Genomic DNA, 20,849 nt, shown 5'->3' on the forward strand with positions numbered 1-20,849 from the left:
GCTACGGTTGTTGCGCCAAGGCTTTTTTAATGGCGGGCATCAGTTCTTGCTGCCAGGCCGCTTGATCAAAAGCACCGACATGACGATAAGTAATAATGCCTTGTGCATTAATGACATAGGTCTCGGGCACGCCATACACCCCGAGTTCAAAGCCCAAGCGCCCTTGCTGATCTTCGACAATCAGGTCATAAGGGTCGCCCCTGTCACTTAACCACATGAGCGCCGCACTCGGTTGATCCTTATAATTGAGCCCTACCAGTCTGACATCGGCAGGCAAGCGTTGACTCACAAAAATCTCATGCTCGGCGAGGCAGGCTTGACACCATGAAGCCCAGACATTGAGGACATGCACCTGGCCCTTAAATAAGGACTGATCGAGCACTTGTTGCTTCTGTTTGAGGTTCGGTAAGGTAAACGCCGGCATGGCTTTGCCGATCAGGGCAGATTGTAGCGGTTGTTGGGTACGCGTCAGTCCAAAGCCTAACAATAGCATCAAGCCCAGTAAGACCAATAAGGGCCAAAAACGTTTAAGCATGGGGCGTTCCTTTTTTGGTGGTAGAGGTGGTCGGCGCTGGTGTGCGTTTAATACCGCGCCAAGACAATAAGGCCGCTAAGGCCATCATGATAAAACCTGCCCAGACCCAATTCATCAATGGTTTGTCATATAAGCGCACGGTCCAAGGGCTTTTGGCAAAGTCGTCCCCCTGCATTTCGCCCATACTCATATAGAGATCCCGAAGTAAGCCGCGACTTAAATCGGTCTCGGTAGTCGGTTCACCCCCCGAGAAGTATTGGCGCTTTTCGGGACGTAAGTAAGCCAGCTGACGACCGTTTTTACTCAAGACAAAATGACCAATCAGGCCTTGATAATTAGCGCCGCGTTTGCCTTCTAAGTGCTTAAAGTTGACCTCATAACCACCAATGTTTAGGGTTTGTTGTGGATAAATCACGCGATTGTATTCCTGGCCATAGTTATTGGCCGCGAGTGCACCGATGATAAACACAGCTAAGCCAAAATGCCCTAAACACATGCCCAAAAAAGATCTCGGCAAGCGCCAGATGGCCTGATGTTGCCGTCGCATGCGGTCAAGCACTTGGTAAAGACTGGTTAAGGCCAACCAAAGCGCCGCGCTAAAGCCGAGCGCTATCCAGAGCGAATAATCAGCCACATCGCTCCAACACAATGGCAAGAGTAGACCCACCACGAGAGCCGGTAGCAACGGCACGAGAAGATCCTTGCGCATGCGGGTGACGGTGTCAAACTTCCAGCGGGCAAATAAACCAAAGGGTAATAGCAATAAGAGGATTAGAAACAAAGGCGCCAAGACCGATTCAAAATACGGCGCGCCCACGGAAAACTGGCCGATATTAAAGGCTTCGGTAAAGAGTGGAAATAAGGTGCCCACTAACACGGTGACGCAAGCGACCACCAAGAGCACGTTATTGAGTAACAAAAATGATTCCCGAGAAAACAGTGCAAACCCCTGGGCGTTTTTTTGTAATTTGGGCGCGCGCCAGGCATACAGACTAAGGGCTAGACCAATCACCACAAATAAAAAGGCCAAGATAAACACACCGCGGGTGGCATCGCTGGCAAAGGCATGCACCGAGGTGAGCACTCCCGAGCGCACTAAGAACGTGCCTAACAAGGAAAAAGCAAAGGCTGCAATGCTTAGCAATAGGGTCCAATGGCGAAAGACTTGGCGTTTTTCTGCGACCAGTAAGCAATGGATGAGCGCGGTGAGACAAAACCATGGCATGAGCGAGGCGTTTTCTACGGGATCCCAAAACCACCAGCTGCCCCAGCCGAGCTCATAATACGCCCACATACTGCCAATCAAAATACCGAGTGACAAACAGCCCCAAGCGCCTAAAGCCCAGGGACGGCAGTGACGCGCCCAGGCTCTATCGGCTGTGCCAGTGATTAAGGCCGCCATCGACAGAGCAAACACCGGTGTCGTGCCCACGTAGCCCAGATACAGCAGCGGCGGGTGGACGATTAGCCCAATATCCTGCAATAAAGGATTAAGATCCGCGCCTTCGGGCACGGCATTGGGTAAGAGCTCAAAGGGACTGGAGCCCGTAAAAATAAATAGCAGAATGCCCGCCATAATGGCGTTGATGACCGCCAAGGCATTGAGGGCCATAGGCTGCTCGAGCCTGGCCGACCACCACAAAAAGACTTGATTACACAGCGCGAGCAATAAGGACCAAAATAGTAGAGAGCCTTCGTGACCGCCCCAGGCAGCGGCAAATTTATAAAATAAGGGCAGATGACTATTAGAATTCTGTGCTACATAGCGGACATAGAATTGGTCGTTCAACAACAGACTGAGCAGGCACACAAAGGCTAACAAGACACAAAGGTTAGTGACGGTCGTACCAAGCTTGACGAGGGCCATTAGGTGCACTCGCTGTTGCGCCGCATACAGGGCGCAGACGGTCATAAACGCCGCTAACAAAATTCCCAATAAGAGCGCAAAACTGCCTAAATTCACAAAAATCATGGTTGCGCCTTTTTCACTTCTTCAGGGTGGATGGTTTTGTCTTCTTCAGTCAGGGGCACGGCGCCATGCGTGTATTTATTATGCATTTCAGTGGCGGCTTTGGCCACTTCGGGCGGCATGTAGTTCTCATCATGTTTGGCAAAGACGCGATTGGCGATAAAGCGTTCGCCATCCCATTGGCCCTCTAGTACCGCACCCTGCCCTTCACCAAAAAGATCGGGCAGTAGGCCTTCATAGACCACAGGAATGGCGGCTTTATCATCGATCAAGTCAAATTCAATGCGCACCGAGCCATGGTGCTTATGCAAAGAGCCTCTAGCCACGAGTCCACCGACGCGCATGGCTTGATGACGCGCCACGGCCTGGTTACGCACATCGCTAGGCGTATGAAAAAACACCATATTTTGGCGCAAGGCATTGACCACGAGGGCGCTACAGGTGCCGATGACCACTAGCAAAGCCAAGAGCCAAAGCCAGCGTTTTTGTCGTTTTGTCATAAATGATTCGCCTTTTTTGCGGACAATTGTCGGATCCGACGCAAGCGTTGCTGCGTTTTTTTCTTAAAAAAAGTCAGGCTCAGCCCCTCGATCACCACACAAATGAGGCACAGGAAAAAAGCTGACCAGACGTACACGCCCTGCCCTGACATACTTAAAAAATCCCTGAAGGATGGCCACTGCATGATTATTCCTTGCTATTGAGTACGAGCGCTTGCGCCCAAGCGGTATGGGCGTATTTGTTGAGGACTAATAAGCGCGCACGCTTGAGAATCATGGCAATGGCATAGGCCCAGAGCGCCAGGCTCATCAAAACGAGCGCATGCAACATATCAGAATGAATACTAATCCCCCTACTCACACTGATACTGGCACCTTGGTGTAGGGTATTCCACCAACGCACCGAAAAATAAATAATCGGCACATTAAAGACACCGACAATCGACCATAATGCAGCTACTAAATTAGCTCTGGCCTCACTGCGAATGCTTTGTAATAAGGCCATTAGCCCTAGGTATAAAAACAGCAGTAAGAGCATGGAAGTGAGTCGCGCATCCCACACCCAATAAGTACCCCAAGTGGGTTTACCCCAAATCGCCCCCGTCAGCAATGAAAGCGCACAAATCATGGTGCCCGTCGGCACCATGGCGCGCACCATCAGAATCGAGGTCTGGGTCCGCCAAACTATATAAATCACCGACCAAAACGCCATCGCCACATAAATAATCATGGCTACCCAACTACAAGGCACATGCAAAAACATAATGCGATAGCTATGGCCTTGGACCGCATCGATGGGTGCCCACCACAAGCCATAAACGCAAGCGATCAAGGCCAAGACCATAGCAAGACACAAGGCCAGGGTCGATATTTTTTGGGCTATCCCCTGAAAATACATGGGACTCGCAAAACGCCGCCAGCGCTGAGCTTTGGGCGCCGTCGGCGGCACTGGTTTTATAGACATGCTCTACTCATAAGTGGTTTTGATGGCAAAACGCGCGGCCCAAGGTAAAAAGAACCATGACAAAATTGCCAGCGCCAGCAATAATTGCACATCAATGACATAATTTTCTTGCAGTGAACCTGTCGCAAAAATCAAAGCAGGCACACAAAGCGGTAAATACAATAAGGCCGCGAGTAAGCTTTGTGCCAAGCCTACCGTCAGGGCGGCCGCCAAGGTGGCCACGGCTGTGAGCACCAACGAAAACAGCAGCAACAAGGGCAAAAGTCGCAGGATCTTTAGCGCCGCAAAATGGTATTGCAAGGCAACGAGCAGCGCCGCCAACAATAAAGGCAAGCCCACGCAGATAAAGTGCGCCAGCATTTTGCTATAAATTAAATACAGCGCGTCCAGGGGCGACATCAGCATTTGCGCTAAGCTACCGTCAGCAAAATCGTCCTCAAATAATAAGGACAAGGACAGTAAATTGGCTAATAAAGCCGCAATCATCAGCACGCCCAAGCCTATTTTTTGTAAAAAAACAGGATCCGCACTGATCGCGATCGGAAATAAAGCGGCCACCATGACCAAGAAAAACACCGCTCGATAAATCGCAGTGCGGTTTTTTAGCATGAGTTGCACTTCACGACCTGTCAAGGCCAGCAATACGCTCATGATTTAAAGACTCCTGCTAAGGTCAACCACAGCCGTTGGCCTATCTAGGCCTAAGCGTTGGACAGATAAATGCACACAAGGTTCAGTGTGACTGACAATAATCACGGCGCCTTGCGCCGCTACATACGCTTCGATCCAGGCTTCTAAGCGCTGCACGGCGACCTGATCCAGGGAGTTAAAGGGTTCATCCAATAACCATAAGCGGCGTGCCGGGAATAAACGCAAACGCGCCAGCGCCACTTGCTTTTGTTGCCCCTGCGAGAGCATACCAGCAGGCTCATCTAAAAAAAGTGCTAAGCCCACTTCTTGTGCCCAGGCTTGTAAAGCCTCTTGGCGATACGGTGCCCGCGCCCAGAGGGCTTGACGTTGTATATTGTCACGCACACTGAGTTGCGGATTGACGGCGTTTTGTTGGCGACAGTAATGGAATAAACCGCGTTGCGCGGCTTGAGCAGGCGTCAGCGGCTGTTGCTCGGCATCATACCAAATCACTTGCCCTTGATGACTTTGACAGAGCCCGCTTAACACATCCAGTAGCGAACTCTTGCCACTACCATTGGCACCATGCAAATGCCAGAGCTGAGAGGGTTTGATCTCAACACTTAGGTCAGAAAATAAACAACGATCACGACGGCTTAAGCCAAGATGCTGTGCGGATAAGACCAAATTATGACTCACCTGGCTGGGATTGGGGGCGGCTTGACGTGCGCGATGCAGTGTCAGGATGAGCCGGGGCTTGGACCTCGTCTCGTGTCTGGGTTTGTTGACCATCTGCAGAGGTGTTGTCAGCCTTGGCAGTCTGGGCGGTCTTGGCAGTATTCGCTGTAGCCGCGCTAGCAGTGGCCTGAGCACTCTCTTCACCCTCTTCGCCCTGCAAACTATGGGCGTCGCTGCGAATATAGTTAAGCAATAAGCGCCCCATGGCAGGATAAAAGCGATAGCTAAGATTCGGTACCGCCTCTAGACGCGCCACCCAAGCGGGCAACCATGGCAAGAGTGCTTGCGCTAAAAATTCATACTGTTGCTCAGTCTGGCACTTAATGTCCAGGGGTTGATCAAGCGTTGCCACCTGCTGGCACCAGTCTGCCATCACGGCCAAATAGACAGCGAGATGATCTGCCGGTTCCTTAAAATCAGGATGCAATTGCAGCTGATTGCCCTGCAAGAATTGGCGCATGCGCGCACTGGTATCGCCATACAACTGATGGTTTTGATCCAAATAAAAAGACGCATAGGGCAAGGCTGACTGTTTTTTGTCTAACAAAAAACAAGAAGCAAAATCGGCCATTAAATGCACTCTTTCGTCCTCCGTGCCTTGCAGATTGGCGCTAAACGCTTGCAATTGCTCCGCTTGTTCGGCAAAACCGAGTGACTTCAGCACAGCCAATAAGGCGTTCGCGCCCCCTGTACGATAAAAAGCAAAGGCGTCTTTGGACAGTTCGCGGGCAAAAACGCCTGCAAACCAACCATAAAAAGCGGCTCGTTGCTGATTAATTTGCTGCCAATGTTGCTGTAATTGTGGATCCATAACTATTTATGCTAAGAAGAAGACGCTATCAGTATGGCACAAGACAAGCCTCGGGTCTTGTGCCTATTCAATCTATGATCAAGCGAGGTTCAAAGCGCTATGAGGCTTTGGCGGGTGCCGAGACGGCGGGTTTACGCACGACATTGCCGCGAATATCGACCTCGGTCGGGCCCCCAAAAGACGTAACCGGTGGCACCGGACCGCGGAATAGCTCGACCTCTACTAGGCAAGTATTCGGACTAGGACCCTGCGCCAATTGCGAGGTACCGACATCGATGGTCAAGGTATTCGGATCGCCATAGGTATCCAGTGCACCGATTTCAGGGCCTGTCGGACCATACCACGCGCCCTCTTGAATGCGCACCACGCCTTTAGGGAAATTATCAGAGACCACTAACCCTGCCAACAACTGACCGCGATCATTGAACACGCGCACCAAATCGCCGGATTTCAGACCACGGCTTTTAGCATCTTCAGGGCCCATATAAATCGGCTCCCGACCTTGCACGGTATAGACCGCACGGCGGTGTTCAGACTCGTTCGTTTGTGAGTGCAAACGAGTATCTGGGTGCACGGATTGTAACCATAACGGGTGTTTATCTGAGCCCGGACCGCCATGTGAGCGTTCCGTTTTTTCCATCCAAATCGGATGACCTGGACAATCCTCATAACCAAAACTGGCGATACGACGACTATAAATTTCAATATAACCAGATGGCGTGCCTAAGGCGTTGACCTCAGGATCTTCGCGGAAATCGGCATGGCGCACCCAATTGTCACCATCTGGGAAGAGCACGTAGCCTTTTTTCCAGAATTCATCAAACGGTGGCATTTCGATTTCTTTGCCAGCGTTTTCTGAACGACATTCTTCGTAAAGGTGACGAACCCACTGCATCTCATTCATATTGCGGCAGTACTCAATGTCGCGATTCATGCGACGCGCAAAATCCCGCCAAATTTCAAAATCAGAGCGCGAGTGATAGAGCGGATCGACTAATTTATGCATGGCAATAATGCCACGGTTAGAGTAAGAACCGTAAGCATCGATGTCATTGCGTTCGTATGGCGTACACGCTGGCAAGACAATATCCGCAAAACGGCAGGTCGCGGTCCAGTTATAATCAACCGTCACTACAGTTTCGAGCTGTAAATAAGCCCGTTTCATGCGGTTGCGATCTTGTTGGCGATGCCATTGATTACACCCAGAAAAGACAGCCATTTTGTAAGGTGGCAAGGTGACTTCAGAGCCGTTGTATTTGATTTTTTGGCCAGGATTGAGCAAGGCATCAATCACCCGCGAGACCGGCACGACAGAGCTGTAGCCTTTATAGTCGGTATTGTTATGTTTTGGTGTACGGCCCGTATCGAGGTTAAGCGGGAAACTGCCGGGCATAGAGGCTCCCGTGGAATTCACACCCACTGAACTATAGTGGTGCGAATAACTAATGCCGCCACCTGGCAGGCCAATTTGCCCTAACATCGTGGCCAAGATGGCGCCCATCCAGTACGGTTGCTCACCGTGTTGCTGACGTTGAATGGCCCAACCAAACATGAGTTGCGTGCGGCCTTTGGCCATGAGACGCGCCAAGGCACGGATATCATCAGCTTTGACACCGCAGATTTTTTCGGCCCATTCTGGCGTTTTTTCTACCTTATCAAGGGTTTTACCCATTAAATACGGCGTAAAATCCTCAAAACCAATGGCATAGGTGTCGATGAATTTCTGATCATAGAGCTTCTCGGTATACAGGGTGTGTGCCAAAGCCAACATAAAGGCCACATCGGTCAATGGATTGACATAAATATGATCACAGCCCAAGAAGTTCTGGGTTTTGGTTTTGACAGGGTCAATCGTGATGACCTTAATCTTACCCTCAGCAACGCGTTGTTTGAGTTTTTCTAGATAGGCAAAGGCCTCGTGGGTCTCGGTGTTCCAACCGACTTGGAGGTTTTTGACGGCATCATTGGCCCAGAAAATCAAGGTCTCGGTTTCTTTGAGGATAATGTCCCATGAGGTGCCTTGCGAATAGACCTCGGTGGACCCTAGGACATAGGGCATAATCACTTGACCGGCACCTGTTGAGTAGTCACCGGCCGTACCGACGCCATGCCCATGCATGCCCATGGCGCGCAACATATGATTACCACAACTATGCACTTGACCGACTGAGCGCCAGCCCACATTACCAATATGTAAGGCCCATGGACCGTAGTCGTTTTGGATGCGTTCGAGCTCATCATACACAAGGTCCAAGGCCTCGTCCCAACTGACGCGGATAAAGCGGTTATCCCCTCGTTGTGAGCGATCGCTGTCTTGGCGTTTGCGATACCAATCGAGACGCACCATAGGGTAACGCACGCGTGATGCACTATAAATAACATCCAGCGTACCATCCAAAATCGGCGTTGGATGCTTATCAAATTCAAATGGTTTGATCTCTACCACACGGTCACCGACCACGTGCGCTCTAAAGGCGCCCCAGTGTGCACCCGACATTAACCAGCGACCAGGACCGCTAGGCGCGGCCGCGGCGCCCTGCTCTTGCGCTTGGACAATCGATGAGCCCAAGACATAACTTGGAACCAAGGTGGCCGCCGCAGAGGCGGCTAAATTTTTTAGAAATTGACGACGTGTCTGCATAAACTGACTCTCTAAGATCAAGGACGTGCTGTTTGCACAGATTTCTCAATCTCTGTGGCACTGTTATTAGAAAAATCGGATGAATTCAGTTGTAAATATTTAAGGACCACTTTGGCCGTTTCATCATCCATATTGGTAAACCCGACCATACCCGCAAAAAGGCCAGGCCATTGGTTAGCGGTATGCGACGTGGTTTGCGGTTGACGGTGGCAAACACTACAAGAACTCTCATAGCTATGACGGGCAATATCCCAAATCGGTTCAACGCTATTGAGTAAATGACCTGGTTCGATCCAGACCGTCGCTTTGACTTTTTGCCATTCTAGACCGGTCATATCGTCTTCTTTGGATTCAACCACATCAATAAAATCCGCGTTTTTATCGATATCACGATTGAGAATGGCATTGGTCACATTCATCCCAAAAGTGTTATACCAAACCCGTGCTAAGCCTTTGTTTTTGCGCCATAATTCCAATTCAACGTGGTAGGCACTATCGGTTGCCTCAAGCAATTTAACGGGCGTGGTGACCTCAATCGAACCGATTTTTTTGCTCAATTCTTTGTCGGCGTAAATCGCTTGTGGCGAAACGGAGACATAGTCATTACCCGGTTTGACACTGACATGGCTGGCTTCAGACAACAGGGAAGCAAAGGCAGGATTGCCCGCGCCTTTGATCTCTGGCAATTGGTGGGCAATGCCACGGTGACAATCGACACAGCTGGCGTTGCGTTCGGCAGCGCTGCGCATCATCATTTGTGAGGTGACACGCATTTTGTCAAAATCCATGCTCTTGTAGTCATGGCAGCTGCGACATTCCTTGGAGTTATTGGCCTTAAAGCGCGCCCATTCACGCTGCGCTAAGACAATACGATGTTGCAGGAATTTTTCGCGGGTACCAATGGTACCGACCACATGGCTAAGCACCTCACGAGAGGCTTGCATTTTGCGCGCGACTTTGTCAGTGAAGTTATGCGGCACGTGGCAATCCATACAGCGGGCGCGTACCCCCGTACGGTTTTTCCAGTGAATCGTTTTTTGTAATTCGGGCAACAGATTGTCACGCATGGTGTGACAGGAGACACAGAATTCTTCGGTATTGGTGTAGTTCATACCGGTGTTAAATAAGGCCCAAAAGCCCACCCCAGCGATAAAGCCGCCAGTCACTAGGATGCCCAAGCCAATACGAGCGGCGGGACGGGTAAACCAGTCATAAATCCAAGCGAAGAATCGCTTAATACCACGAAATAGAGAGCGCATAGACGTTGTACCTATGGTTGTGTTGTGTAAAAACCGTTGAGATAGCACTCACCCCTAGCCTTTCGCTAGTCTCTGCATAAGATTGATTGACAAATAAGTCAATAAGGAGCGCTTAAATAAGAATTGAACTAGCGACTAACTCAGAGGAAGATGGCGATTTGCCAGAGTTGTGCTAGCGCCTAAATAGACGAGACCTTTAGGGTCCCGGAGGTCCCCAAATGAGCATTTGACCAAACCAAACAATAAAACCGTAGGCACAGATTAGCAACAGGCTTACAATCGGTAGGACAATAAAGCCCATGAGTAGAAAGCGCTTCCACTCTGCTACCGGTTTATCAGTAGACGGATGATCATGATGCTTAATAGTGGTCGATGCTTTACCCATAAGAACTCCAAAAACTGCACAGGCTATGCAAGATACGGTCCAGAACAGACCCAGTACTAGTATTGTAATAAGTTTTTACGTTTTAAGATTTGATATAAGTAAAACAATATCGAGTATTTGCAAATATTGCTGATATTAAGTGCGTGAAGCCTTGTTTAATTGGGTGTTTTGTAATGTCAGCTTGGCGCATGACGGCTACTTTTTATGGTGCTAAATCGACCCGATTTTACAGCGATTTGTTTACATATTTTTGGTACTAGTATTGATAACTACTAGCATTATCAGTAATTCGTTTTTAATGGACGTTTCAAGCCTTTAGAGGATTTGTTTAAAAAGCCCGCGGGGCGGGCTTTTGTGTAGATTTACAGTGGATATTTGAGACATACATCTGGAGGCACTTGAGCCACTTGGAGCAGTGGCTCAATACAGATGTATCACTCTCAGACCAGCTTACTCCCACTCAATCGTTGCCGGCGGTTTACCAGAGACGTCGTAAACCACGCGGTTAATGCCTTTGACCTCATTAATAATGCGTGAGGACACGGTGGCTAATAAATCATAAGGCAATGGCGCCCAGCTGGCGGTCATAAAGTCGCTGGTTTGCACCGCGCGTAAGGCCACCACATAATCGTAGGTACGACCATCGCCCATGACACCGACGGATTTGACGGGTAAAAAGACCGCAAAGGCTTGGCTGGTTAAGTCGTACCAATTTTTACCCGTTTCTGGATCGGTGTGGTTACGTAATTCTTGGATAAAGATATCGTCGGCAAGACGTAGCAAATCGGCGAATTCTTTCTTGACGGCGCCGAGAATACGCACGCCCAAGCCTGGACCAGGGAATGGATGACGATAGACCATCGGAGCGGGCAAGCCAAGCGCCACACCCAGCTGACGAACCTCGTCTTTAAAGAGTTCGCGCAAGGGTTCAAGCAATTGCAATTGCAACGTATCGGGCAAGCCACCGACATTATGGTGTGACTTAATGGCCACACTCTTACCAAACTTGCTGGCGGCCGATTCCACCACATCAGGATAGATGGTGCCTTGTGCCAACCATTTGGCCTTAGGCAATTTGGCGGCTTCAGCCTGGAAGATTTCAATGAATTCTTTGCCGATGATTTTGCGTTTTTGCTCGGGATCAGTAACACCCTCGAGTTTACTCATAAACTGCTCGGTCGCATCGACATGAATAATATTAACGCCTAAATGTTGGTTCAGCACATCCATCACGCGTTGCGCTTCGTTGTGGCGTAATAGGCCATGATCGACAAACACACACGTCAATTGATCACCGATGGCGCGACTAATGAGCACCGCTGCCACGGAAGAATCGACTCCGCCTGAGAGCGCGAGGATGACTTGATCATCGCCGACTTGGGCTTTGATATGGGCGATAGCCTCGGAGGCATAGTCGGGCATATTCCAGTCGGCACGACAGCCACAAATATCTAAGACAAAGCGTTGTAAGAGTTGCGCGCCAGATTTCGTGTGGGTGACCTCTGGGTGGAATTGCACCCCATAAAAGCGTCGCTCCTCATCAGCCATGGCCGCAATAGGACAAGACGGATTGGTGGCGATGACATTAAAGCCTTCGGGGACTTGCGTGACCTTGTCACCATGGCTCATTAGGACATCGAGTCCTGGATTACCATTGCTATCGGTGTAGTCCTGTAAGGTGTTGAGCAAGGCCGAGACGCCTTGCAGTTTCACCTTGGCTTGACCAAACTCGCGCTTAGCCGACCAGCTCACTTGCCCGCCCAGTTGCTGCGCCATGGCTTGCATACCATAGCAAATCCCTAAGACGGGCACGCCGATTTGGAAGACGGCATCGGCGATTTTGATGGAGGCCTCATCGTAGGCAGAGGAATGGCTGCCTGACAAAATAATCCCCTTGAGGCCATGCTGCGCATACTCTTGGTGGATAAAGTCATTATCCACGTCACCGGGATGGATTTCACAAAACACACCCGCTTCACGCACGCGTCGTGCAATTAATTGCGTGACTTGAGAACCAAAATCCAAGATCAGGATTTTTTGATGCATAACTAAAAACCTTTGTAATACGATTGCTCAACAATTAGTCGGCGCGATAGTTTGGCGCTTCTTTGGTAATTTGCACGTCATGAACGTGGGATTCTTTGATGCCGGCATTAGAAATTTGGACAAATTGTGGCTTGCTACGCATCTCTTGGATGGTTTGGCAACCACAATAGCCCATGGAGGCACGAATCCCACCAATTAACTGGTAAATAATCGCTAAGACGCTGCCTTTGTAAGGGACGCGGCCTTCGATGCCCTCGGGGACGAGTTTGTCGGCGTTGCTACTTGGGTCTTGGAAATAGCGATCGGCAGAGCCCTGCTCCATAGCACCAACACTGCCCATACCACGATAGGATTTGTAAGAACGGCCTTGGAATAACACCACTTCGCCAGGAGATTCTTCAGTGCCGGCAAACATACCGCCCATCATGCAGGTATAAGCTCCGGCCACTAAGGCTTTGGAGATGTCACCTGAATAGCGAATACCACCGTCCGCAATTAAGGGGACGCCAGTGCCTTCAAGGGCTTCGGCTACGTCAGAAATCGCGGTGATTTGCGGTACGCCAACCCCAGCCACGACACGTGTGGTACAAATGGATCCTGGGCCAATACCCACTTTGACGCCGTCCGCGCCAGCTTGTACCAAGGCTTTGGCGGCTTCACCCGTAGCGATATTGCCACCGATGACTTCGATTTTTGGATAGTTTTGTTTGATCCAGGTAATACGGTCTAGAACGCCTTGGGAGTGGCCATGAGCGGTATCCACAATAATCACATCGACACCTGCGGCCGCGAGTTTGGCGACGCGCTCTTCGGTACCAGCACCGACACCCACCGCAGCGCCGACGCGTAATTGCCCAAAGGAATCCTTGCAAGCATAGGGGTGCTCGGTGTTTTTGAGGATATCTTTGACCGTGGCCAGGCCGCGTAACTCGAAATTCTCATTGACAATCAGCACACGCTCGAGACGGTGCTTATGCATCAGGGCTTGGGCTTCTTCGAGGGTGCCGCCTTCGAGCATGGTAATCAGGCGCTCGCGCGGGGTCATGATCTCGCGAATTTGTAGATCTAAACGATCCTCAAAACGCACGTCACGGTTGGTGACAATGCCCACGACCTTGCCATTTTCGACCACTGGTAGGCCAGAGATACCGTTTTCTTTTTGGAGTTTGACCGCGTCGCGCACCTTCATGGAGGGATCGAGCGTGACAGGATCGACCACAATACCAAACTCATGGCGTTTGACCTTGAGTACTTCCTTGGCTTGAGCATCGGCCGACATGTTTTTGTGAATGATACCAATACCGCCTTCTTGTGCCATGGCAATGGCCAGGCGTGATTCGGTCACCGTGTCCATGGCTGCCGACACAAGGGGGATATTAAGAGAGATATTGCGTGTGAGTTGAGTCTTGAGGGTGGTGTCTCGTGGTAATACATTAGAGTAGGCAGGTACCAATAAGACATCATCAAAAGTGAGCGCTTTTTTGAACATACGCATGAAACTTGCTCCTAGCAAAATATGATTATAACTTTTTCAAAGACCACTAGCCGACATATAGGCGTGCATTCATAAACATTCTGAGCCAAGGCGTGAACTCACCGCCACTGTCTTTTTCACCCCATTGAGCGGGGGCCCAAGACATGGCCGCATTGCGTACTACACGTTCTGGATGCGGCATCATGACTGTAAAACGTCCATCAGCCGTGGTGACCGCGGCGGTGCCGTCTATGCTGCCATTGGGGTTGGCGGGATAGGCTTCGGTGACCATGCCGTAGTTGTTGACATATTGCAGCGCGATCTTGGCCTGTGCCTTATGACCTTGTAAGTCATAATTGGCAAAGCCTTCGCCATGCGAGACTGCAATTGGTAAGCGACTACCTGCCATATCTTTAAAGAAAATCGACGGTGAGTCAGTGATCTGCACAAGACTCAAGCGCGACTCGTGACGCCCTGATTGATTGGCCGTAAAGCGCGGCCAATGCTCAGCGCCCGGAATAATGCTGGCTAAGGCAGAAAGCATTTGGCAGCCGTTACACACGCCTAAAGCAAAAATTTCTGGGCGCGCAAAAAACTCACTGAATTGTTGCTTGAGCGCCTCGTTAAACAAGATGCTACGGGCCCAGCCTTCACCCGCGCCCAGCACATCACCGTAACTAAAACCGCCCACCGCGACAAGGCCCTGCATACGTTCAAGCTTAACGCGATCTTGCTGCAAATCAGTCATATGCACGTCGTAGGCATCAAAACCTGCTTTATCAAAGGCCCAAGCCATTTCTACATGGCTATTACACCCCTGCTCACGCAACACGGCAATCGCTGGTCTGGCGCCTTGATTAATCATTGGGGCGGCGATATTTTCTTGGGGATCAAAAGCGACCTTGGCATTCAGGCCTGGGTTCTTGCTGTCGTCCCAGCGTTTGTATTCGGCCAAGGCCGTTTCTGGGTTTTCACGACGTTGTTGAATTAAATAGCTGGTTTCACTCCAAGCCTTAGCGACTTCGACGCGGCTAAACTCGAGGACTTGTTTACCATCGCGATAGAACTCAATTAAATCGGTATGGTTGGTGCTACCAATCACATGACTGCAGGTCGATAGCCCAGCCTCGCGCAGGATTTGTAAAACCTCATCGCGATCCTCAGCACGCACTTGAATTACAGCGCCGAGTTCTTCATTAAAAAGGGCTTTGACGGTGGCTTCATCGCGTTGTACCTGAACCTGATCTGGACGAATCTTATAGTCGCCCCAGTCCGCCACATAATTGTCAAAGGTCAACATATCAATATTGATAGCCACCCCTGTACGGCCGGCCAGGGCCATTTCGCTGACGCAGGCAAAAAGACCTCCATCGGAGCGATCGTGATACGCCAAGAGGCGCTCTTCCTGGGCTAAGCGACGAATCACTTTGAGGAAGCTTTGCAAGCGCTCCACATCATCCAGATCTGGCACTTCCTGACCGAATTGATTGAGCACTTGCGACAAGACAGAACCGCCCAAGCGCTGCTTACCCGCGCCTAAATCGATCAAGATCAGACTGGTTCGCACTTGATTATCTTGCAATTGCGGTGTGAGGGTCTTGGCGGCCTGATTGACGGCGGCAAATGCAGTCACAACGAGGGAAACGGGAGACATAACGGCTTGTTTGCCGTCCTGTGTTTGCCATTGGCTATACATGGATAAGGAGTCTTTGCCCACGGGAATCGAGATATTTAAGTCTTGGCAAAGTTGACTCACGGCTTGCACCGTATCGTATAAGGCGGCATCTTGCCCCGCTTGACCGCAAGCGGCCATCCAGTTGGCAGAGAGCTTAATGCTTTGTAAATCGGCAATATCGGCAGCCACCAAGTTGGTGAGGGCTTCGCCGACAGCCATACGCCCTGAGGCAGGCGCATTGATAATGGCTAAGGGCGAACGCTCCCCCATGGCCATGGCTTCGCCGTGGGCATGGTCATAGTCCGCTAAGGTCACCGCACAATCGGCCACAGGCACTTGCCATGGCCCCACCATTTGATCACGGCTACTTAAGCCGCCTACGCTACGGTCACCAATCGTGATTAAAAAGCTTTTATCGGCTACTGTGGGGTGGCGCATCACCTCTAGCGCCGTGGCTTTGATGTCGATACCGACCACATCGAGCGCTGGGGTTTGCAGGACTTTACGCTGCACATCGCGATGCATTTTTGGCGATTTACCGAGGATGACATTCAAAGGTAAATCCACCGGTCGCAAGTGCTTGGCGGGCTGATCAAAACTCGCTTGCGCTTCACCTGGAAGGCCTTCGCCTTCGGTAACGCGCAATAATTTATCTTGGCAAGCCACGCCGACCACGGCAAAGGGGCAACGCTCGCGCTCAGCAATGGCTTTAAAGGTGTCTAAATGTTCTGGCAAGATCGCTAGCACATACCGTTCTTGCGATTCATTACTCCAGATCTGTGCCGCTGACATGCCGCTTTCTTCGACATGGACGCGGCTTAAGTCAAACACAGCCCCCATGCCCGCGTCATTGACTAATTCAGGAAAGGCGTTAGAGAGGCCACCCGCGCCGACGTCATGAATGGCCAAAATCGGGTTTTGATCGAGCATTTGCCAACACGCATCAATCACCTCTTGCGCGCGGCGTTCTAACTCTGGATTATCTCTTTGTACGGACTGAAAATCGAGCTCAGCGGTATTGGCACCCACCGCCATACTGGAGGCGGCCCCGCCACCCATGCCAATCAGCATGCCCGGGCCACCCAATTGAATCAATAAGGCGCCGTCGGGAATACTATCTTTGTGCGTCAGACTATCGTCGATATTGCCCATGCCACCCGCCAACATGATCGGTTTGTGATAGCCCCAACGAATGCCAGCGACTTCTTGCTCAAAGACCCTAAAATAGCCGAGCAAATTCGGTCGACCAAACTCATTATTATAGGCGGCTGCCCCGATGGGGCCTTGAATCATGATCTCGGCAGGTGTCGCTAAGCGTTGTGGATTACCATGCGAGCTTTGCTCCCAAGCCGCCTGATCTGGATATAAGTGGAGGTTTGAGACTGTAAATCCTGCGAGCCCAGCCTTAGGCTTAGAACCACGCCCCGTGGCGCCCTCGTCGCGGATTTCACCGCCGACCCCGGTGGCGGCACCCGCAAAGGGTGAAATGGCCGTCGGGTGATTATGCGTTTCGACCTTCATGAGGGTATGCGTGAGACGCTCATGTGCCTGATATTGCTTAGTGCCCTGCGCTGTGCTCTCGGCATAATAACGCGTCGCCTTAGCGCCTTGCATAATAGCGGCATTGTCGGCGTAAGCCACCACCGTGCCCTTAGGCTGATGTTGGTGGGTTTGGCGAATCATGCCAAACAAAGAATTGTCTTGAGCTTGGCCGTCGATGGTCCATTGAGCATTAAAGATCTTGTGGCGGCAATGCTCACTATTGGCCTGCGCGAACATCATCAACTCCACATCGGTGGGATTGCGATTGAGCTGGGTAAAGGCCTCGACCAAGTAATCGATTTCATCGTCTGATAACGCCAAACCCAACTCGGTATTGGCTGTTTCTAGACCCTGACGGCCTTGTTGCAAGACGTCATAGGTTTGTAAAGGACTGGCGTGCACTTCTTGACATAATTGCAAAGGATCAAAGTCCTCTTCGACCACGCTTTGCGTCATTTTGTCGTGCAAAATCGCTAATAATTGCTGCGTTTGCTCAGCCGTCAATTGGCTTTTGCTCAGCAATTTATGGGCTAATTGCACCTCGTAAACCATGCCGCGCTCAATGCGATGCACGTTTGCAAAGCCACAGTTATGGGCAATATCGGTGGCTTTACTGGCCCAGGGTGAAACGGTACCGAGACGAGGCACGACGCGAATGGTCTGAGCGCTGGACTTGGCAGCAGACGGGAGGCTAGCACTGGCGTGGATCAGATCAGCTAAACGCTGGGCTTGGGCGGGCGCTAACGCCTGCTCAGAGAAAATGTAATATTCAAAAAAAGCCGTGATATCGGCTATAGGTAATTGTTGAGACTTGATTTGTTGCCATAAGCGTTTGTGGTTGGCAGAGGTTAGCGCTGAGGCGCCATAAAGAGTAATAGCTTGCACAGTAAGAAGTCCAGTGAGAAATAAAAAGACTTAAAGACGCTTGGCACATCTGCAACGATCGCCCACGATGCGCTCGCTTGCCGTACCCACATACAGTTGGTACAGATAATGAGCCAATAAATAAGTTGCTATTTTAACTTGCTAGGCAATGAAATGCAGGCCGATTGTACAGAATCCATGGCTTTACTTTTTGGCTTAACTCAGCTTGTGGTCCCAGCTTGTGGTGGTTACAACTTTTACACTTTTAATTGTAACAATAATACTGTAGATCTAATCAGGGTTTTAAAACCAAAAATGTGCATAAATAGAAAATATCATTATTTTTCAATGGATTATAAACTATACTTAAAGCTATAAACTATCTAAACAAAGCCTTATAACTCATTAATAAATATAGATTTTTTTATATTTAGTAATATATAATTAACTCGTTTACTATTTAAGACAAACCCCACTTTTGTTTTAAATGCAGCGTTATCAACAACTTATAAGATGCCACTTATATGTCTACCCTAATTTCAAAATCGCTACGATTTAGTGCCAGATTTGCTGGTTTATTGACTTTTTGCGGTGCGTTGGCCGTCTCCCAAGTGCAGGCGCAGAGCTCCCGTCCTATTACGAGTAATTCACCGCTTTCTGGTCCGGTCGATACCGGAGCGATTGTCAATTCGCAGGTCGCGATGGTGGTGGACTTGAACGACGATAAGGTGCTCTACGCTAAGAACCCCAATACTATTCGTCCAATTGCCTCTATTAGTAAGCTGCTTACCGCCTACGTGGTGGTGCGCTCTAACCTCGATATGAACGAGATGATCACCATCACCTCAGATGATATTGATCGCCTCAAAAACTCCGGTTCACGCTTAAGTGTGGGTACGACGCTGCCCCGTCACGAGATGCTTTTGCTCGCCCTAATGTCTAGTGAGAATCGCGCCGCTCACGCCTTGGCGCGCACTTATCCTGGTGGTCTGAGCGCTTTTGTGGCGGCGATGAACACCACGGCCCGACAACTCGGCATGACGCGTAGCCGTTTTATAGAGCCTACGGGATTATCTCCGTCTAACATTTCTACCCCTAACGATTTAGTACGCCTACTCAAAGCTGTCTCTAAAGAACCGCTGATTCACCAATACACCACCAGCGATGGTTACGATATTCTCACGAGCAACGGTAAGCGCCAAAACTACAAAAACTCTAATCGCCTAGTTCGCAACCCCGACTGGAAGATCCAAATCTCCAAAACGGGTTATATCAAAGAAGCCGGCGAATGTCTCGTAATGATTACGCAGTTTGATAAACAACCCGTGGCGGTGGTTCTGCTCAATGCCCAAGGCCATTTAACGCGATTTGCTGATGCTGTCCGAGTTCGCCATATTGTACAAAACGACTACCCAAGCCTTTACTAAGTACCTAATGGCTTAATGGCTTAGCGGTCTAATGGGATAACGGCCAAATTAACTCATTACCTTTTTTACTCCTCTGATGTGCTTTAATGAGCTTATCCCCAATCTGACGATTGGGGATTTTTTATTTCAGGTGGGATGAGGTGATGTGCTGGAGGCGCTTAAGGTGTATTGATAAACGCTTAATGAGTCATGATAAGCGCTGGATAAATAAGGGTACGTCACGATCAGTGGCTGTACTCTACCGAGGGTAAGCGGCGTGATATTCAACTGTGGTGGCTACAGACCACGATGCATGGCGCTTTATATTACAATGCCTAGTAATTTACCTGCTTACCTTGCATCAAGCGAATTGAACAACGATGAATAAAATTTTATTTGATTTTTTCCCTCTCTTATTATTTTTTGTTGCCCTAAAAATATGGGATATTTTTGTCGCCACAGAAGTAGCGATTGCTGCCAGTGTGTTACAAATCGTTTATTTATTAGTGAGCCGCAAAAAAATCACGGTGAGTCATTGGCTCAATCTCAGCATTATTATTATCTTTGGTGGTTTAACGATTTATTTTCATAATGCCACCTTTATTAAGTGGAAACCCACGGTTATTTATGGCTTATTTGCAGCCATCATCAGCGGTTCTCTGTGGTTCTCTGGCGTCAATGTGCTACGTAAACTCATGGGTGAGCAAATTGCACTGCCTACCCCGCTATGGAACAAATTGGCCCATGCCTGGTCTATCTTTTTTGTAGTGATGGGAGCGCTGAACTTATTTGTGGCGTTTTCAGGGTATTTTACTGAGGATCAGTGGGCCACCTTTAAGGTCTTTGGCATGACACTCATGCTTTTTGCCTTTGTAATTGGGCAATCCTTGTTTTTGAGCAAACACCTTAAAGATCAAGTGGATCAAGCGGATACAGCGGACCAAGCGTCGCCAACAGTGCGCCCTTCTTTAGAGGTTCAATCCCAGAATAAGCAGGACTCTGCGCCCCACTAAATCATATAAGGTCATATAAGGAGTACATTATGCCAGAGGCTCAAGTCACCCAAGCACGTATTGCCCAAATCGAGCAACGCCTGCAAGCGTTGGCGCCTTCGCATCTCGAAATTATCGATGATTCACACAAGCATCACGGTCATGCCGCCAATCAACAAGGCGCCAGCCATTTCACGGTGCGCATTAGCAGCCCACAGTTTGTCGGCTTGTCCAGAGTGGCGCAGCAACGATTGGTATATCAGCAGGTTCAGGATCTCATGCCCTTCCCTGTGCATGCTCTGGCCATTCAGGTCATCCCTGAGTAGATCATACCTTGAAATCTGTGGCTTTGCCCTGAACTAGTGATAATGCTTAGTTACAAATGCGAATATTCAATGCTTGAATAAACAGGTATGAT

Annotated in this window: 17 protein-coding genes; 3 read left to right on the forward strand and 14 right to left on the reverse strand. The window is 49.9% G+C overall.

Features of this window, described 5'->3' with window-relative positions:
• Position 1: 1 nt before the first annotated feature.
• From Q335_RS0108270 to purL, 14 genes are all read right to left on the reverse strand, one after another.
• Entirely contained in the window at positions 2–535 is a 534-nt protein-coding gene (locus tag Q335_RS0108270) for a DsbE family thiol:disulfide interchange protein (protein ID WP_028358216.1), read from the reverse strand.
• On the reverse strand, positions 528–2,507 hold the full coding sequence (locus tag Q335_RS0108275) for a heme lyase CcmF/NrfE family subunit (RefSeq protein WP_028358217.1): 1,980 nt from the start codon (positions 2,505–2,507) through the stop codon (positions 528–530). Before Q335_RS0108275 ends, Q335_RS0108270 begins: the two co-directional genes overlap by 8 nt.
• Entirely contained in the window at positions 2,504–3,004 is a 501-nt protein-coding gene (ccmE, locus tag Q335_RS0108280) for a cytochrome c maturation protein CcmE (protein WP_028358218.1), read from the reverse strand. Before ccmE ends, Q335_RS0108275 begins: the two co-directional genes overlap by 4 nt.
• The gene (locus tag Q335_RS0108285) at positions 3,001–3,189 is read right to left on the reverse strand and encodes a heme exporter protein CcmD (RefSeq protein ID WP_028358219.1); all 189 of its coding nucleotides are present in this window, start codon (positions 3,187–3,189) and stop codon (positions 3,001–3,003) included. Before Q335_RS0108285 ends, ccmE begins: the two co-directional genes overlap by 4 nt.
• 2 nt (positions 3,190–3,191) lie before the next feature.
• Positions 3,192–3,968 (reverse strand): heme ABC transporter permease CcmC, encoded by a 777-nt coding sequence (ccmC, locus tag Q335_RS0108290; protein ID WP_028358220.1) that lies wholly within the window; start codon positions 3,966–3,968, stop codon positions 3,192–3,194.
• A 3-nt stretch (positions 3,969–3,971) separates the two neighbouring features.
• Positions 3,972–4,619, reverse strand: coding sequence for a heme exporter protein CcmB (locus tag Q335_RS0108295; RefSeq protein ID WP_051532414.1), 648 nt, complete (start codon positions 4,617–4,619; stop codon positions 3,972–3,974).
• Positions 4,620–4,622: 3 nt separating this feature from the next.
• Entirely contained in the window at positions 4,623–5,297 is a 675-nt protein-coding gene (gene ccmA / locus Q335_RS09855) for a heme ABC exporter ATP-binding protein CcmA (protein WP_245588300.1), read from the reverse strand.
• Positions 5,287–6,147 carry a molecular chaperone TorD gene (gene torD / locus Q335_RS09860; protein ID WP_084493596.1) on the reverse strand — a complete coding sequence of 287 codons (861 nt, stop codon included), beginning with the start codon at positions 6,145–6,147 and terminating at the stop codon, positions 5,287–5,289. The genes ccmA and torD overlap by 11 nt, the downstream gene beginning before the upstream one ends.
• Positions 6,148–6,244: 97 nt before the next feature.
• A complete protein-coding gene (gene torA, locus Q335_RS0108310) occupies positions 6,245–8,788 on the reverse strand; it encodes a trimethylamine-N-oxide reductase TorA (protein WP_028358222.1) in 2,544 nt (847 codons plus the stop codon).
• Between the two features lie 17 nt (positions 8,789–8,805).
• The gene (torC, locus tag Q335_RS0108315; protein WP_028358223.1) at positions 8,806–10,047 is read right to left on the reverse strand and encodes a pentaheme c-type cytochrome TorC; all 1,242 of its coding nucleotides are present in this window, start codon (positions 10,045–10,047) and stop codon (positions 8,806–8,808) included.
• Positions 10,048–10,243: 196 nt separating this feature from the next.
• On the reverse strand, positions 10,244–10,432 hold the full coding sequence (locus Q335_RS09865) for a periplasmic nitrate reductase, NapE protein (protein WP_038369686.1): 189 nt from the start codon (positions 10,430–10,432) through the stop codon (positions 10,244–10,246).
• Positions 10,433–10,882: 450 nt separating this feature from the next.
• Positions 10,883–12,478 carry a glutamine-hydrolyzing GMP synthase gene (guaA, locus tag Q335_RS0108325; RefSeq protein WP_028358224.1) on the reverse strand — a complete coding sequence of 532 codons (1,596 nt, stop codon included), beginning with the start codon at positions 12,476–12,478 and terminating at the stop codon, positions 10,883–10,885.
• Between the two features lie 34 nt (positions 12,479–12,512).
• Positions 12,513–13,973 (reverse strand): IMP dehydrogenase, encoded by a 1,461-nt coding sequence (guaB, locus tag Q335_RS0108330; protein WP_028358225.1) that lies wholly within the window; start codon positions 13,971–13,973, stop codon positions 12,513–12,515.
• Between the two features lie 46 nt (positions 13,974–14,019).
• Positions 14,020–18,054 carry a phosphoribosylformylglycinamidine synthase gene (gene purL / locus Q335_RS0108335; RefSeq protein ID WP_038369688.1) on the reverse strand — a complete coding sequence of 1,345 codons (4,035 nt, stop codon included), beginning with the start codon at positions 18,052–18,054 and terminating at the stop codon, positions 14,020–14,022.
• A gap of 503 nt (positions 18,055–18,557) precedes the next feature.
• Here purL and pbpG point away from each other — a divergent pair.
• From pbpG to Q335_RS0108350, 3 genes are all read left to right on the forward strand, one after another.
• Positions 18,558–19,460 (forward strand): D-alanyl-D-alanine endopeptidase, encoded by a 903-nt coding sequence (pbpG, locus tag Q335_RS0108340; protein WP_028358227.1) that lies wholly within the window; start codon positions 18,558–18,560, stop codon positions 19,458–19,460.
• A gap of 359 nt (positions 19,461–19,819) precedes the next feature.
• The gene (locus tag Q335_RS09870; protein WP_084493597.1) at positions 19,820–20,452 is read left to right on the forward strand and encodes a septation protein A; all 633 of its coding nucleotides are present in this window, start codon (positions 19,820–19,822) and stop codon (positions 20,450–20,452) included.
• A 29-nt stretch (positions 20,453–20,481) separates the two neighbouring features.
• Positions 20,482–20,757 carry a BolA family protein gene (locus tag Q335_RS0108350; protein WP_028358228.1) on the forward strand — a complete coding sequence of 92 codons (276 nt, stop codon included), beginning with the start codon at positions 20,482–20,484 and terminating at the stop codon, positions 20,755–20,757.
• The last annotated feature ends 92 nt before the right edge of the window (positions 20,758–20,849 follow it).

The sequence above is a fragment of the Brackiella oedipodis DSM 13743 genome (assembly GCF_000621025.1).
In the GTDB taxonomy this organism is placed as follows: Bacteria; Pseudomonadota; Gammaproteobacteria; order Burkholderiales; family Burkholderiaceae_B; genus Oligella; species Oligella oedipodis.

What these genes read in the sequence shown, in the direction of transcription:
- Q335_RS09870 (WP_084493597.1), top strand. Translation starts at nt 19,820, where the DNA reads ATGAATAAAATTTTATTTGATTTTTTCCCTCTCTTATTATTTTTTGTT.
- Q335_RS0108350 (WP_028358228.1), top strand. Translation starts at nt 20,482, where the DNA reads ATGCCAGAGGCTCAAGTCACCCAAGCACGTATTGCCCAAATCGAGCAA.
- torD (WP_084493596.1), bottom strand. Translation starts at nt 6,147, where the DNA reads ATGGATCCACAATTACAGCAACATTGGCAGCAAATTAATCAGCAACGA.
- torC (WP_028358223.1), bottom strand. Translation starts at nt 10,047, where the DNA reads ATGCGCTCTCTATTTCGTGGTATTAAGCGATTCTTCGCTTGGATTTAT.
- guaB (WP_028358225.1), bottom strand. Translation starts at nt 13,973, where the DNA reads ATGCGTATGTTCAAAAAAGCGCTCACTTTTGATGATGTCTTATTGGTA.
- pbpG (WP_028358227.1), top strand. Translation starts at nt 18,558, where the DNA reads ATGTCTACCCTAATTTCAAAATCGCTACGATTTAGTGCCAGATTTGCT.
- Q335_RS0108270 (WP_028358216.1), bottom strand. Translation starts at nt 535, where the DNA reads ATGCTTAAACGTTTTTGGCCCTTATTGGTCTTACTGGGCTTGATGCTA.
- ccmE (WP_028358218.1), bottom strand. Translation starts at nt 3,004, where the DNA reads ATGACAAAACGACAAAAACGCTGGCTTTGGCTCTTGGCTTTGCTAGTG.
- guaA (WP_028358224.1), bottom strand. Translation starts at nt 12,478, where the DNA reads ATGCATCAAAAAATCCTGATCTTGGATTTTGGTTCTCAAGTCACGCAA.
- torA (WP_028358222.1), bottom strand. Translation starts at nt 8,788, where the DNA reads ATGCAGACACGTCGTCAATTTCTAAAAAATTTAGCCGCCTCTGCGGCG.
- ccmC (WP_028358220.1), bottom strand. Translation starts at nt 3,968, where the DNA reads ATGTCTATAAAACCAGTGCCGCCGACGGCGCCCAAAGCTCAGCGCTGG.
- Q335_RS0108295 (WP_051532414.1), bottom strand. Translation starts at nt 4,619, where the DNA reads ATGAGCGTATTGCTGGCCTTGACAGGTCGTGAAGTGCAACTCATGCTA.
- Q335_RS0108285 (WP_028358219.1), bottom strand. Translation starts at nt 3,189, where the DNA reads ATGCAGTGGCCATCCTTCAGGGATTTTTTAAGTATGTCAGGGCAGGGC.
- Q335_RS0108275 (WP_028358217.1), bottom strand. Translation starts at nt 2,507, where the DNA reads ATGATTTTTGTGAATTTAGGCAGTTTTGCGCTCTTATTGGGAATTTTG.
- Q335_RS09865 (WP_038369686.1), bottom strand. Translation starts at nt 10,432, where the DNA reads ATGGGTAAAGCATCGACCACTATTAAGCATCATGATCATCCGTCTACT.